The organism is Ruegeria sp. G12, assembly GCF_056533565.1.
Genome location: NZ_JBQFOO010000010.1, coordinates 1 through 13,079 on the forward strand (window position 1 = coordinate 1; position 13,079 = coordinate 13,079).

General features: G+C 60.9%; 14 protein-coding genes and 1 riboswitch. Of the genes, 5 read left to right on the forward strand and 9 right to left on the reverse strand.

What is annotated here, in order from left to right; genetic code table 11:
- Positions 1 to 49 precede the first annotated feature (49 nt).
- Together ftsY and ACR0JN_RS19125 are read right to left on the reverse strand one after the other, a co-directional pair.
- Positions 50 to 1,189 (reverse strand): signal recognition particle-docking protein FtsY, encoded by a 1,140-nt coding sequence (gene ftsY / locus ACR0JN_RS19120; RefSeq protein ID WP_480888072.1) that lies wholly within the window; start codon positions 1,187 to 1,189, stop codon positions 50 to 52.
- Between the two features lie 58 nt (positions 1,190 to 1,247).
- Complete coding sequence (locus ACR0JN_RS19125) at positions 1,248 to 1,886, reverse strand: lysoplasmalogenase (protein WP_480888074.1); 639 nt, start codon at positions 1,884 to 1,886, stop codon at positions 1,248 to 1,250.
- Positions 1,887 to 2,029: 143 nt separating this feature from the next.
- Here ACR0JN_RS19125 and ACR0JN_RS19130 point away from each other — a divergent pair, with 143 nt between their 5' ends.
- Positions 2,030 to 2,425 carry a hypothetical protein gene (locus ACR0JN_RS19130; RefSeq protein WP_480888077.1) on the forward strand — a complete coding sequence of 132 codons (396 nt, stop codon included), beginning with the start codon at positions 2,030 to 2,032 and terminating at the stop codon, positions 2,423 to 2,425.
- Between the two features lie 4 nt (positions 2,426 to 2,429).
- Here the strand turns inward: ACR0JN_RS19130 and ACR0JN_RS19135 are convergent, their stop codons facing one another.
- Both ACR0JN_RS19135 and xseA read right to left on the reverse strand, forming a co-directional pair.
- Complete coding sequence (locus tag ACR0JN_RS19135) at positions 2,430 to 3,071, reverse strand: glutathione S-transferase family protein (RefSeq protein WP_480888079.1); 642 nt, start codon at positions 3,069 to 3,071, stop codon at positions 2,430 to 2,432.
- A 3-nt stretch (positions 3,072 to 3,074) separates the two neighbouring features.
- Positions 3,075 to 4,559 (reverse strand): exodeoxyribonuclease VII large subunit, encoded by a 1,485-nt coding sequence (gene xseA, locus ACR0JN_RS19140; RefSeq protein ID WP_480888081.1) that lies wholly within the window; start codon positions 4,557 to 4,559, stop codon positions 3,075 to 3,077.
- A 76-nt stretch (positions 4,560 to 4,635) separates the two neighbouring features.
- Here xseA and purD point away from each other — a divergent pair, with 76 nt between their 5' ends.
- Positions 4,636 to 5,898 carry a phosphoribosylamine--glycine ligase gene (gene purD / locus ACR0JN_RS19145; protein ID WP_480888086.1) on the forward strand — a complete coding sequence of 421 codons (1,263 nt, stop codon included), beginning with the start codon at positions 4,636 to 4,638 and terminating at the stop codon, positions 5,896 to 5,898.
- A gap of 81 nt (positions 5,899 to 5,979) precedes the next feature.
- Here the strand turns inward: purD and ACR0JN_RS19150 are convergent, their stop codons facing one another.
- On the reverse strand, positions 5,980 to 6,837 hold the full coding sequence (locus ACR0JN_RS19150) for an FG-GAP repeat domain-containing protein (RefSeq protein ID WP_480888088.1): 858 nt from the start codon (positions 6,835 to 6,837) through the stop codon (positions 5,980 to 5,982).
- Entirely contained in the window at positions 6,837 to 7,160 is a 324-nt protein-coding gene (locus tag ACR0JN_RS19155) for a 2Fe-2S iron-sulfur cluster-binding protein (RefSeq protein WP_480817854.1), read from the reverse strand. Before ACR0JN_RS19155 ends, ACR0JN_RS19150 begins: the two co-directional genes overlap by 1 nt.
- Before the next feature lie 127 nt (positions 7,161 to 7,287).
- On the opposite strand from ACR0JN_RS19155, the gene ACR0JN_RS19160 reads away from it, so the two are divergent.
- Entirely contained in the window at positions 7,288 to 7,659 is a 372-nt protein-coding gene (locus ACR0JN_RS19160) for an OB-fold nucleic acid binding domain-containing protein (RefSeq protein WP_480888090.1), read from the forward strand.
- A gap of 39 nt (positions 7,660 to 7,698) precedes the next feature.
- Here the strand turns inward: ACR0JN_RS19160 and ACR0JN_RS19165 are convergent, their stop codons facing one another.
- Entirely contained in the window at positions 7,699 to 8,544 is an 846-nt protein-coding gene (locus ACR0JN_RS19165) for a creatininase family protein (protein ID WP_480888093.1), read from the reverse strand.
- A gap of 46 nt (positions 8,545 to 8,590) precedes the next feature.
- On the reverse strand, positions 8,591 to 9,280 hold the full coding sequence (locus tag ACR0JN_RS19170) for a glutathione S-transferase N-terminal domain-containing protein (protein ID WP_480888096.1): 690 nt from the start codon (positions 9,278 to 9,280) through the stop codon (positions 8,591 to 8,593).
- Positions 9,281 to 9,410: 130 nt separating this feature from the next.
- Positions 9,411 to 9,488, forward strand: a riboswitch (SAM riboswitch).
- A 58-nt stretch (positions 9,489 to 9,546) separates the two neighbouring features.
- Here ACR0JN_RS19170 and metZ point away from each other — a divergent pair.
- Positions 9,547 to 10,737 (forward strand): O-succinylhomoserine sulfhydrylase, encoded by a 1,191-nt coding sequence (metZ, locus tag ACR0JN_RS19175; RefSeq protein WP_480888100.1) that lies wholly within the window; start codon positions 9,547 to 9,549, stop codon positions 10,735 to 10,737.
- 40 nt (positions 10,738 to 10,777) lie between these two features.
- Here the strand turns inward: metZ and ACR0JN_RS19180 are convergent, their stop codons facing one another.
- The gene (locus tag ACR0JN_RS19180) at positions 10,778 to 11,560 is read right to left on the reverse strand and encodes a HalD/BesD family halogenase (protein WP_480888102.1); all 783 of its coding nucleotides are present in this window, start codon (positions 11,558 to 11,560) and stop codon (positions 10,778 to 10,780) included.
- Positions 11,561 to 11,828: 268 nt separating this feature from the next.
- Between ACR0JN_RS19180 and folE2 the strand changes: the two genes are divergently transcribed.
- Positions 11,829 to 12,932 (forward strand): GTP cyclohydrolase FolE2, encoded by a 1,104-nt coding sequence (gene folE2, locus ACR0JN_RS19185; protein ID WP_480888104.1) that lies wholly within the window; start codon positions 11,829 to 11,831, stop codon positions 12,930 to 12,932.
- Positions 12,933 to 13,079: the final 147 nt, after the last annotated feature.

Sequence of the window (13,079 nt, forward strand, 5' to 3'; positions counted from 1 at the left end):
CTCTGCCCCCGGACCCCCCGGGATATTTATGGCCAGATGAAGTTTCGGATCAGGGTTGCAGGCCCGTCAGGGCGGCGGCGAAATCTTCGGGGTCGAAGGGGGCGAGGTCGTCGATTTGCTCGCCAACGCCGATGGCATGGATCGGCAGGCCGAACTTGTCGGCCAGCGCCACCAGCACGCCGCCTTTGGCGGTGCCGTCGAGTTTGGTCATCACGAGGCCCGAGACGTCGGCCAGTTTGCGGAAGGTTTCGACCTGGCTGAGGGCGTTCTGGCCGGTGGTAGCGTCCAGCACCAGCAGGGTGTTGTGCGGGGCGGTGTCGTCGACCTTGCGGATGACGCGGACGATCTTTGCCAGCTCCTCCATCAGGTCGGCGCGGTTTTGCAGGCGGCCTGCGGTGTCGATCATCAGCAGGTCTGCGCCGTCGTTCTGCGCCTTGGTCAGGGCATCGAAGGCGAGGCTGGCGGGGTCGGAGCCTTCCGGGGCGGTGAGCACGGGCACGCCTGCGCGGTCGCCCCAGACTTGCAACTGTTCGACGGCGGCGGCGCGGAAGGTGTCTCCGGCGGCGATGACGACCTTTTTGCCTGCGGCTTTGAACTGGCTGGAAAGCTTGCCGATGGTGGTGGTTTTGCCTGATCCGTTGACGCCGACGACCAGCACGACCTGCGGGCGTTTGGGGTAGAGGGGCATGGGCTTGGCCACGGGTTCCATCACGCGGGCCACTTCTTGCGCCAGCAATTGCTTGATTTCGCTGGTCGAGAGTTTGCGGCCAAAGCGGCCCTCGGCCATATTGGCGGTGACGCGCAGGGCGGTGTCTACGCCCATGTCCGAGGCGATCAGCAGCTCTTCGAGTTGCTCAAGCATGTCGTCATCCAGCGTGCGCCGGATTTCTGTACGGGTTTCGCTGCGGTTGAACAGGCGGCCCAGCAGGCCCTTGCTTTCAGGCACTTCCGGCGGCGGTGGTGCCGAAATGGGGTCGGCGGGCAGAGGCGTTGGCGTTTCAACCGGTTGCGGGGCAGGGGCCGGTTCGGGAACCTCGGGAACTGGTTGTGGCTCGGGCTCAGGCGCGGGGATCACCGGATCGGGTGCGGCGGTTTCCTCGCCCCCATCCTCGACAATCGCGTCAAGCCCCTTTTCGAGCCGCGATGAGGATTTGAACAGCTTGTCCTTGAGCTTTGAGAAAAACGCCATTTTCGGTCTCCGCAGGTGGTCCTCTCACCTAATGCGGATTGGCGGCAGTTGCAAAGGGTCAGGTGAAGGCGATCAGGAACCCGGCCTGTGCGCCCCAGTAGAGCGGCCAGATCAGATAGGGGGTCAGCTTCAGGGCAGGGTGGTTGGCGGGCAGCAGGAACTTCTCGGTCGCCAGGATCAGGTCGGACGCGATGAACGCGAATGCGGCTGGCAGTGCCCATCGGAGGGGACCTGCGTCGGGCAAGGCGAGGACGGTGATGCCCATGCCGAGGATGATCGGGATATAGGCCAGCACCGGCCCTTTCAAATCACCCGCGCGCGGGGCGAGCAATGTGGCCATGACGATCCCGAGGATCACCAGAGACCAGACGATGGCAGGCTGGTGCAACATCAGGGACGGGTCGCTGACAGGTTGGGTCAGGAACAGGGCGATATAGGCCAGATGACCCAGTGCGAAGGCGGCAACCCCAGCCATGAAGGTGCTGTCGGTCTCGCGCGACAAAAGCGCATCGCCAGCAGCGCACAGGGCCAATGCGGCGACCAGCAGCCAGGGGGAGGCCTGCATCAGTGCGATGATGGCCAGCAACGCGACAGACGCCGTTTTCAACGCGGTCCGTAGCATACTGGCGGGGCGAGCGGACATTAGCAGGTAAGCCAGAGCGCAAGCGCATGCCGCCCAGAAAATCAGCGTTGTCATATTCGGTTCCGATGTCCTGCCGGTTCTGATGCGGGCAATCTGGCAATGAGGCGTAAACGGATGCAAGCAGTGACGTGGGGGCATCTGTGCGGCACGAGAAAGCTTGAATGGTCACGCGTCGTGGTATCTGCCAGAGTGCGGTCATGTTCAGACGTATTGTGATTCTTCTGGCTCTGGCCGGACAGGCTGCTGTTGCGCAGTCACCATTGTCCGGGACAGAGTTTGATGAATACACGCAAGGCAAGACACTGTTCTACGAATTCGACGGGCAGGTGTACGGCGTGGAACGGTATCTGCCCAACCGCCGCGTCATCTGGTCGTTTCTGGATGGCAATTGCAAAGAAGGCGTCTGGTATCAGCGCGAGGATCAGATCTGCTTTGTCTATGGGGATCGGCTGGATCCGCAGTGTTGGGAGTTTACCCGCTCGGTCGGGGGGCTTGTTGCACGGCCCGACGGTGCTCCGGAAGCGCAGGAACTGTATGAGGTCGAAGACATCGATCAGGAGATGGTCTGTCTGGGCCCCGAGGTTGGGGTTTGAAGGTTCAGGTCACCCGCAGTTCGTCGTAGCTGATCATCACGTGTTTTTGGTAAGCGGGGCGCCGGGTCAGGCCATCATAGTACCTGCGCAGACCGCCAAGGGGTCTGCGGCGGATGTCGATATCGTAGTAGCGATAGAGGACATGGCCCAGTTGGACATCGGCAAGGGTCAGGTCGTCTCCTGCCAGAAACGTGCTGTTGGCAAGCCTGTCATCCGCTATTTCCAGTTTGCTTTCGAGGTTTAGAAGCGCGTCTTGAATTGCGGCTTCGTCCCGCTGTGACGGCCCTGTACGAACAACGCGCCAGAAGATTGGCCCGGTGAAGGCCATGGCGATGTTCAGTTTCGCCCACTCGGCCCATTTATCGACCTCGGCCCGCCGGATCGGGTCGTCGGGCCAGAACGTGCCACTTCCGTATTGCGCGGCGAGGTAGCGCAGGATTGCCCCGGTTTCCCACAAGGGCGGATTGTCACCATCCTGCAGAACCGGGCTCGTTAGGTTTGGGTTCAGGGCCCGGAAGGCCTCGGTATCGAGCCCGCCGAACCTGTGGCCCAGATCATGGCGTTGATAGGTAAGGCCAAGCTCTTCGATACACCACATCAATGCCTGAACATTGGATGAAGTTTTGCGGCCCCAGACGGTCAGCATTGTTCAGAACAAAGAGCCCTGATCGGGCGCATCGGGCTTGGGTTTCCGGGGCGGGGCCTTGGCCGATGCGCCGGTTTTCAGGCGGCCATCGGCGAATTCGATTTCCAAAACCGGGTGCCCGGCGGCTGCGGCTTTTGTCGTGATGACTTCTCCTTCGGCACGCACGACCGCGTAGCCCCGGTCCAGCGTCGCCTTGTAGCTGAGGGTTTCGCGCAGGCGGTCGGTGGCCTCAAGCTGTTGGCGCAGGCGGTCCAGACGGCTGGTTTGGTCGGTGTTCAGGCGGTCAGTGAGTCGTGACAGCGTTTCGCGCCGTGCCTCCAACTCGCGCTGAATCGGGCGTAGGGATAGGCGCGAAGACAGGTTGCGCCAGCGGTCGCGGCGGGTTTCGACCAGTCCGCGCAAGGTCGCCGGACGCAGATGGGCGGACGTGTCCAGCAATTTGACACGTCGGTTTTGTACGCCTCGGATCAGCGCATTCGGCAGGCGTTCAGAGACTTGATCCAGCCGCTGCCGGGGACTTTCCAGCAAGCTATCGGGTCGCGGCAAGGCGCGGGACAGATCGCGCAAGCGCTGGGATCGGCGTTGTACGGAATCTGCGGCGGAACGCGACAGGCGTGCGCCCTGTTCGCCAGTCCAGGCCAGCAGTTCCATTCGCACTGGCACCGCCAGTTCCGCCGCAGCCGTGGGAGTCGGCGCGCGGCGGTCCGAGACGAAGTCGATCAGGGTCGTGTCCGTCTCATGCCCTACGGCTGAGATCAGGGGAATGTCCGAAGCCGCCGCCGCGCGGGCAACAGTTTCTTCGTTGAAGCCCCAGAGGTCTTCGATAGACCCGCCTCCGCGGGCGACGATGATCAGGTCCGGGCGCGGCAGGGCACCACCCGGGGTCAGCGCGTTGAAGCCCTCAATGGCGCGCGTCACCTCTGGCGCGCAGTTCGCGCCCTGAACCGCGACCGGCCAGATCAGCACCTTGCGGGGGAAACGGTCGCGCAGGCGGTGCAGAATGTCCCGGATCACCGCGCCCGAGGGCGAGGTGATTACGCCGATGATCTGCGGAAGATAGGGCAGAGACTTCTTGCGCTCGGGCGCGAACAGGCCCTCGGTCTCTAGCTGTTTCTTGCGTTTCTCCAGCAGCGCCATCAGCGCGCCTTGCCCGGCGACAGCGACCTCATCGACATTCAGGTTGTACTTGGACTGAGCGCCGAAGGCCGTCAGGCGACCGGTGACGACGACCTCCAGCCCTTCTTCGGGGACGACGGACAGGCCTGAAATCTGCCCTTTCCACGTGGTGCAGGCCAGCACGTTTCGATCATCCTTGATGTCATAATACAGATGGCCTGAGCGGGCTTTGAACACGCGCCCGACCTCGCCCCGCACACGGATTCGCCCGAACGAACCTTCGAGGGTACGTTTCACCTCGCCCGAGATTTCAGAAACCGTGTATTCAGGGGTGTTTTGGCCCGGAACCGGGTCGTCAAGCAGGTCGGACATTTCAGCGCCTTGTGTCAAATGCCCGGCCAGCTTAGAACGCCGCGCAGGCGAGGCCAAGCAGATCGGAGACGACCCCATGAACATCCTTATTCTCGGCAGCGGTGGGCGCGAACACAGCCTGGCCTGGGCGGTGATGCAGAACCCCAAATGCGACCGTCTGATCGTGGCGCCGGGAAATGCGGGGATTGCGCAGATTGCGGAATGCGCGTCGCTGGATATCGAAAACGGCGGGGCGGTGGTAAGTTTTGCCGAAGAAAATGCGATTGATTTCGTGATCGTCGGCCCCGAAGCGCCTTTGGCGGCAGGGGTTGCGGACCGGCTGCGTGAGGCGGGTGTGCTGGTCTTTGGCCCCTCGGCTGAGGCGGCGCGGTTGGAAGCGTCGAAAAGCTTTACCAAGGAAATCTGCGATGCCTCGGGCGCGCCGACAGCGGCCTATGCGCGGTTTACCGATGCGGAACCGGCCAAGGCCTATATCCGCGAACAGGGCGCGCCGATTGTCGTCAAGGCTGACGGGCTGGCCGCAGGCAAGGGCGTGATCGTGGCGATGGATGAGCAAACCGCCTTGGATGCGATCGACGACATGTTTGGTGGCGCGTTTGGCGGGGCCGGGGCCGAGGTTGTGATCGAGGAGTTCATGGATGGCGAAGAGGCCTCGCTTTTCGTGCTGTGCGATGGTGAGGACATTCTGTCGGTCGGCACCGCGCAGGACCATAAGCGGGTAGGAGAGGGCGATACCGGCCTGAACACCGGCGGCATGGGGGCCTATTCCCCTGCGCCGGTGCTGAGCGCCGAGATTGAGGCCCGCGCGATGGATGAAATCGTACGCCCGACCATTGCTGAGATGAAACGGCGCGGGATGCCGTTTCAGGGGGTGCTCTATGCCGGTTTGATGATCAAGGACGGCCAACCGAGGCTGGTGGAATACAACGTCCGTTTCGGCGATCCGGAATGTCAGGTGCTGATGATGCGTCTGGGCGCGCAGGCGATGGACCTGATGCACGCCGCTGCCGAAGGCCGGTTGGGTGAGATGCGCGTGAACTGGGCGGATGACCATGCGATGACGGTGGTGATGGCGGCGAAGGGATATCCAGGTTCATACGAGAAAGGTTCTGTTATCAAAGGGCTGGACGGGCTTCCTGAGGACAGCAGCAACATGGTGTTTCATGCCGGAACCAAAGCTGCTGATGGTCAGATTCAGGCGTCGGGCGGACGGGTTTTGAACGTCACGGCGCGGGGCGCGACGTTGCAGGATGCGCGCGACCGGGCTTATGCGATGGTGGATGGTGTCGATTGGCCCGAGGGGTTCTTTCGCCGCGATATCGGCTGGCGGGCGCTTTGATAGGCTGATCGGGTCAGGGGGCGTTGCCCCCTCGGCCTGCGGCCTCACCCCCAGGATATTTATGGACAGATGAAGTTCGGATCAGCAGTTGAGGGCGCTGGTCAGGCTATCCGGGCCGTTGAACGGGCCGAGGTCGGTTTTGGTCCAGCCGTTTTGGTATGAGACGCTGATGATGCGGGTCCAGTTGCCGTTGACTAGGATCATTTCGGGGGTGTCGCCGCAGGTTCGGATGCCGCCGGAGATGAAATCCTCGCCGATCTTGTGGTTGGTCAGGTCGGGGAGAGAGGCGATTTCGGTCAGGTTGCCGTCCTCGAAACGCCAGATGCGCAGGGTTTTGGCCAGATGCGGGCGGTCGATGTAGGCGATCTCGATATGGCCGTCGCCGTCCATGTCGGCAGCGCCGATTGGGGCGAGCCAGCGGTTCCTTGTTCCGATGTATGGGGTTGAGGCAATGAGTTTGAGCTTGTAGTCACCCCGGTCGGCGTAGATCGCGAGTTGCGCTCCCTTGTCGGCGTGGCTGCGGACGGTGATGATTTCCGCGCTTTGATCCCCATCCAGATCGACAAGCCTCGGGGCGATATCTTCGAAGACGTGAAACTCGTCCAACTGTGCAGATTTTGCTCCGCATGTGTCCGCAAGGCTGTCGTTGGAGTCGACAGTGAGTCGGGTGTATTCAATAGCGTCTCCGAGAACGCCGTGGGTGTAACGGTCGGTTTCCTGAGAATACCAAGCCGCTGCAATGGTCGTTTCCGGGCAGGAATAGCTTTTGCAACCAGGCGCAAGGACATATGAGCCATTGGCAATTCCCCAATGGCGGGGCGAGATTCTGCAGGCCTCAGCCGCGGTTAGCCAGCCAAGCCACAAGCCCAACACCAGCCCCGCGCCGCGTGCCCAGTGTTGCCACGTTTGGGCGGGCAGGCGCGGCGCTTTTGCAGGCATCAGATCTGTTTTTCCGGCATTTGCACGACCAGGCCGTCCAACGCGTCTGTGACCTTGATCTGGCAGGTCAGGCGCGAGCGGGTGGGGTCGGGTTCATAGGCAAAGTCCAGCATGTCTTCTTCCATGTCGTCCTTGCCTGGGATTTTCTCGACCCAGTCGGGGTGGATATAGACGTGGCAGGTCGAACACGCGCAGGCACCGCCGCAATCGGCTTCGATGCCGGGGATGTTGTTGTCACGGGCCCCTTCCATGACGGTCAGTCCGTTGGCGACCTCGACAGTGTGTTCGGTACCGCCGTGCTCGACATAGGTGATCTTTGCCATTGCGTGCGTCTTCCTTTTGCGATGTTCGAAATGGTGTTTAGTCAAGGCATTGGGGTCTGACCAGCCTCATTTGCGACTCATCGCGCCGCCTCTGGACTTTCTTGCTTTTTGTTCTATTTTTGTTCTCATGCTTGTTACCCCTATTCGCCCTGCGGTTTCAAACCGGGATTGGCCGCGCCCGCCCGCCTGTCTGCCTGCCAACCGGCTGGATGATCCGCCCGAGGGCGCGCGGGTGACGGTGGCCGGGCTGGTGATCCTGCGGCAAAGGCCGGGGACGGCCAAGGGGGTGATCTTTATCACGCTTGAGGATGAGACCAGCATCGTCAACGTGGTGGTCTGGCGCAAAATCTATGAGCAGTTCCGCCGCGCGGTGATTTCGGGGCGGCTGCTGCGCGTGACGGGGCGAATGCAGAAGGCCGACGCGGTCATCCATGTGATCGCGGAAGAGATCGAGGATATCTCGGGGATGCTGGATGTGTTGGTGCGAGGGGAGGGGTAGGTTCAGCCCGACTGTCAACGCACCTCTTTGCAGCCGTTTTCAATCTTCGTTTCGAAGGCGGTTTATCTGCGCCAGGGCAGCATCGACCTTAAGTTCGATCAGTTTCTCGCCTATCTCGGGCGATGCAAGATCAGGGCGGCCATTGTTCCCTGACGGCCAGCCCGAGGGCACCGGAGGATAACTGCGCTCGGCATCGGGTGGCCGAACAAAATACAGTTCGGACGTGTCGCGAAGCCCGGCATGTGTGCCGATCTGTTCCGTGTTGAATCCCAAGCTTTCCAGATAGGCGACCTGACCATTGTTGCCGTAATAATCGGAAATGTGGCGCACCACGACGCCGGACGGCGCAAACTCGGGCGTCATGGCCGCAGCAACCCGGGCCTGTGCCGCCTGATTGCCGCCGCTGTCGCCAATCAGAAGCACCTCGGTAAAGCCGTGGGTTACAAGGCTTCGGATGGTGGCTTCCAGAACCTGTTCGAAGACCGGCTCGGGCAGAGAAAGGGTTCCGGGCCACTTCATGTGGCCGCTGGGTGAACTGCCCGTGTCTCCTTCGGGGACATAGGCCATGACCGGCGCGATCAGGGTGCCTTTCAGTTCTTGGGCAATGCGTTCGCTGGTATGCGCGACAACGAAATTGTGCTTTCCCAAAACCGCGTGAGGGCCGTTCTGCTCGGTGCCGCCGGTGGGAATGATGACGGTGTCATAGCCCGCCGCCAGTGCGGCATGGACTTCGGGCCATGTCATTTCTTCCAGAAAGAGGTTTTGGGGCTGGCTGGTCGCGGACGCAGCCCGAAATTGGGCAAAACCAGCAAATGCCAATCCGGCAAGGCACAGGGCCCCGACGAAACTCGGGCGGAAGACTCGACGCAAAGCAATACCTCTCATGTCTTTGCCTGCTGGTTTCTTTAGTGCAAGAAATAGGTTGTATTGCTCAACGCTTAAACAAAACTCCCTGCGCCTGCTTGTCCCGGTGATCCCCACGCAACTCTGCATGCAGCGCACGTCCGGCCTGAACGCCTGGGCGCGCGTTGACCGTCTCAAGCCAGCGGGTGAAGTGAGGTTTGTCCTCCAACACCTGCTGTTGCCCTTCCCACAGGCTCGCCCAGCCCCAGATCGACATGTCGGCGATGGAATAGAAATCGCCCGCGACGTATTCGTTCTCGGCCAGTCGACGATCCAGCACACTGTAGAGACGCCCGACCTCAGTTCGGTAGCGGTCTTTGGGGTAGGGCAGGTCCTGTGGCGGATCCAGTTGCGGGGCGTATTTCAGGAAGTGGTGCGCCTGACCCGCCATCGGGCCGACGCCGCCCATTTGCCACATTAGCCATTCCTCGACCGCGATCCTGTCGCGCTCGGTTTTGCCATAGAACCGTCCGGTCTTGCGGGCCAGGTACATTAGGATCGCGCCGCTTTCGAACACCGAGATCGGTGCGCCGTCCGGGCCATCCGGATCGACGATGGCGGGCATGCGGTTGTTGGGGGCGATCTTCAGGAACTCGGGGTCGAACTGGTCGCCCTTGCCGATATTGATCAGGTGAGTGGCGTAGGGCAGTTCCATCTCTTCCAAAGCGATGGATACCTTCCAGCCATTCGGCGTGGGCCAGAAATACAGGTCGATCATAGCGTCTCCTTATGTTGGGACGATCATGAGGGTTTCAGCACATTCGGCAAGGGGCAGCCGACGAGGTGTTACGAAAGCGTGACCGATATCGGCCCGCTCTTGACCAATGGCGGGGTGGGGCGTAAATGCATCTTCACCACGTGGCGATTTGTTACCGGATTGCGGGCCACGCTAAACAACACCGCTAAAAGGTCAGGATGAAAGACCCCTTTCGCTTGGCCGCGTCTGGGGTTTTTTGTTTGCCCTGAGGGGCTGAAAGGAATGACATGAGCGAGAGCTGGAACAAACGCACCCAAGCCGTCCATGGCGGTATCCGCCGCAGCCAGTACAACGAGGTTTCCGAGGCGATTTTTCTGACGCAGGGCTTCGTTTACGACAACGCTGAACAGGCCGAGGCCCGGTTTCTGGACAGTGGCCCGGATGAGTTCATCTATGCCCGCTACGGCAACCCCACCGTGTCGATGTTCGAACAGCGCATCGCGATGCTGGAAGGGGGCGAGGATGCCTTTGCCGCCGCTTCGGGTATGGCTGCGGTCAATGGTGCGCTGGTCTCGATGCTCAAGGCAGGGGATCACGTGGTCTCGGCCAAGGCGTTGTTCGGGTCCTGCCTGTATATCCTTGAGAACATCCTGACCCGCTATGGGGTCGAGGTGACCTTCGTCGATGGCACCGATCTGGATGCATGGAAGGCCGCGATCCGGCCCGACACAAAGGCCGTGTTCTTCGAATCCATGTCGAACCCGACGCTTGAGGTGATCGACATCACCGCAGTGGCAGAACTTGCCCATGCGGTCGGCGCTGTGGTCGTGGTGGATAACGTGTTCTCGACCCCGGTGTTCTCGCGCGCGATCGAGCAGGGGGCGGATGTCGTGGTCTATTCGGCAACCAAGCATATCGACGGTCAGGGGCGTGCCCTTGGCGGTGTGATCATCGGCACCAAAGAGTTCATTCGCGGAACGGTCGAGCCTTACATGAAGCACACAGGCGGCGCGCTAAGCCCGTTCAACGCGTGGATCATGCTCAAGGGTCTGGAAACGATTGCCCTGCGTGTCAACGCGCAGGCCGAGACCGCTCAGACGCTGGCCGAGGCATTGGAGGGGCATCCCGCACTGGAGCGCACCTTGTATCCGGGCCTGAAGACGCATGAGCAGAATGGCCTTGTTCAGACCCAATTGGGCGGTAAGGGCGGCACTGTTCTGTCTTTGGACATCAAGGGTGGGAAAGAGGCGGCGTTTGCGTTCCTGAACGCGATGACGATCCCGGTGATCTCGAACAACCTTGGGGACGCGAAGTCCATTGCGACGCATCCCGCCACGACGACTCACCAACGCCTGAGCGACGCGCAGAAGGACGAGTTGGGCATTACGCCCGGTTTTATCCGTCTGTCCGTCGGGTTGGAGGATGCCGAAGATCTTCTGGCGGATATCCGGCAGGCGCTGGACGCCTCTCAGTCTTAGCAACCAACCCAAGGCGGTGAACCCGTCTTGGGTGCCGCATTCAGGCCCTGCCGTAGAAGCCAATTCGCTCAGATTCGGAAAAGGTGACGCCGGGGTTTTCGTAATACGAGAACACGGCGATCACGCGCGGCTTACCGCCGACAACGGGCGTGACGCGGTGGGCGGTGTTCTTGCCCTTGAACACATTCAACGTTCCGGGGCTGAGCGTGATGACCTTGCTGTCCCGATCCGCACCGTTCAGCAATCGGGCGACGCCGTCGTAGTTCGGGTCCTCATCGCTGCGCAGGTCGGTTCGGTATTCGAAGCCGCCACCCTGATCCGGGGATTGCAGCAACAGCGTTGTCGTAAACTCGGACCGGTCGAAATGCCAGTTCAGGGCCTGCCCTTCCTGATATGACATGACATTCACGCGGGCCAGAGGATCATCCATGACATGAAGCTCGGGCTTGCCCATCGTCGCGGCCAAAAACTGAGCGAATTCCGGCCATTCGTACAATCGAAGCAGGGCAGAACCTTCGATCTGATCAGCACATAGCGTTCGGTTCGAGGTGTGAAATTCTTGCAACGCGGGGTGGTCTTTGGGCAAATCTCCAAGCTTCTTGAAATAGATGTTGTGGCGGCGTTCGTGCAGGAACGACTCGGTTGCAAAACGGGGGGTCATCTCGGAAACGGCGGCAGCGGCGACGTCCCTGCGCATAAGCCCGTCCAGGTTATACATTCCGTCGGCGGCAAGGTCCGCCCGGCACCGTTCGACGAGCGCGTGCCATTCCGGACTGCCGGGGCGGTCAATGGGAAAACGGTCCAGGTCGAGAATAGTCTGCATGCGATTTCCCCCTTTGACAAAATCTTCGGTCCAAGCCTTTGCGCATGCTATCTGCCAGCAGCGTTTGGGCTGTTCTGATTGCGACACCATCGGTGCGACGCCTCGCGCTTGATCCGGCTTTCCGCCACGACAGGGCGTATTCCGTTGTAATATGACGGTTTTGCCCTACTATTTTCAATCCAGAGTGTTAGTGAATGCGTATTGGGTAAGACTGGAAAAACAACTGTAGTCGTATATATTCCGGCGACCAATCGAGGAACCCGATCCTATGAACGTTCACCCGCGCGACATTGACGACACCCCGGACCGTGACGAAGCCGCCGCCGCCCTGCACGTTCTGCAGCGATGGGCCAAAACCGCCCCTGCGTCCGAGATCAGCCAGCTTGATCCGGCAGTGGCTCGGCTGGTTCCGGGTTTGGTGCCGGTGGACTATCCCGCCATGTCGCGCGAATACCCCGAAGGTTTTGAGGTTGATGCCACCTACCGGGCGACGCTGCCCGATCTGCAGAATGGCCCCTCAAGCCTGATCCGGGGCGCTAAGCAGCAGATTCAGCATGTCGGGGTTTCGAATTTTCGCCTGCCGATCCGGTTCCATCGTAAGGAGGGCGCGGATCTGACGCTTGAGACCTCGGTCACCGGAACGGTCAGCCTTGAGGCGGAAAAGAAGGGCATCAACATGTCCCGCATCATGCGGTCGTTTTACAGACACGCCGAGCGCACGTTCAGTTTTGAGGTGATGGAAGCGGCGCTGAGCGACTACATGACCGATCTGGACAGCTTTGATGCCCGCATCCAGATGCGCTTTTCCTACCCCGACCAGATCAAAAGCCTGCGTTCGGGTCTGGAAGGGTATCAGTATTACGATATCGCTCTGGAACTGGTCGAGCAAAACGGCGTGCGTCAGAAGATCATGCATCTGGATTACGTCTACTCCTCGACCTGCCCATGTTCGCTTGAGTTGAGCGAGCACGCACGTTCGCAGCGCGGGCAATTGGCGACCCCGCATTCGCAGCGCTCGGTCGCGCGGATTTCGGTTGTCGTGGATTGCGACGCCGACTGTTTGTGGTTCGAGGATCTGATTGCGCTCTGCCGCCGTGCAGTGCCGACCGAGACGCAAGTCATGGTCAAGCGCGAGGATGAGCAGGCCTTTGCAGAACTGAACGCCGCCAATCCGATCTTTGTCGAGGACGCCGCGCGCCTGTTCTGTGCCGAGTTGCTGGCCGACCACCACGTCGGAGATTTCCGTGTGATCGCGAGCCATCAGGAAAGCCTGCACAGCCATGACGCGGTTTCGATTCTGACCGAAGGCCCGACCTTCGCGGCCCCCAGCCTGGACCCGCGTCTGTTTTCGACCTTGTTCCACGTCGGGTAGCAAACGGGCTAACTGGTCAGAAATTCATCACGTTTCCGTGGCGTAAGCGCCTTTTTGCCGCAATGCAGCGATATCGCTGCACTGTAGCATTCTTTTGCGTTAGGGTGGGCAGGAATGCAGCCGCTGCACACCTGCGCCAAAAGAAGG

Bases quoted from the DNA above. Each gene is read 5' to 3' on its own strand.
- ftsY (WP_480888072.1), bottom strand. From the start codon at position 1,189: ATGGCGTTTTTCTCAAAGCTCAAGGACAAGCTGTTCAAATCCTCATCG.
- ACR0JN_RS19125 (WP_480888074.1), bottom strand. From the start codon at position 1,886: ATGACAACGCTGATTTTCTGGGCGGCATGCGCTTGCGCTCTGGCTTAC.
- ACR0JN_RS19130 (WP_480888077.1), top strand. From the start codon at position 2,030: ATGTTCAGACGTATTGTGATTCTTCTGGCTCTGGCCGGACAGGCTGCT.
- ACR0JN_RS19135 (WP_480888079.1), bottom strand. From the start codon at position 3,071: ATGCTGACCGTCTGGGGCCGCAAAACTTCATCCAATGTTCAGGCATTG.
- xseA (WP_480888081.1), bottom strand. From the start codon at position 4,559: ATGTCCGACCTGCTTGACGACCCGGTTCCGGGCCAAAACACCCCTGAA.
- purD (WP_480888086.1), top strand. From the start codon at position 4,636: ATGAACATCCTTATTCTCGGCAGCGGTGGGCGCGAACACAGCCTGGCC.
- ACR0JN_RS19150 (WP_480888088.1), bottom strand. From the start codon at position 6,837: ATGCCTGCAAAAGCGCCGCGCCTGCCCGCCCAAACGTGGCAACACTGG.
- ACR0JN_RS19155 (WP_480817854.1), bottom strand. From the start codon at position 7,160: ATGGCAAAGATCACCTATGTCGAGCACGGCGGTACCGAACACACTGTC.
- ACR0JN_RS19160 (WP_480888090.1), top strand. From the start codon at position 7,288: ATGCTTGTTACCCCTATTCGCCCTGCGGTTTCAAACCGGGATTGGCCG.
- ACR0JN_RS19165 (WP_480888093.1), bottom strand. From the start codon at position 8,544: ATGAGAGGTATTGCTTTGCGTCGAGTCTTCCGCCCGAGTTTCGTCGGG.
- ACR0JN_RS19170 (WP_480888096.1), bottom strand. From the start codon at position 9,280: ATGATCGACCTGTATTTCTGGCCCACGCCGAATGGCTGGAAGGTATCC.
- metZ (WP_480888100.1), top strand. From the start codon at position 9,547: ATGAGCGAGAGCTGGAACAAACGCACCCAAGCCGTCCATGGCGGTATC.
- ACR0JN_RS19180 (WP_480888102.1), bottom strand. From the start codon at position 11,560: ATGCAGACTATTCTCGACCTGGACCGTTTTCCCATTGACCGCCCCGGC.
- folE2 (WP_480888104.1), top strand. From the start codon at position 11,829: ATGAACGTTCACCCGCGCGACATTGACGACACCCCGGACCGTGACGAA.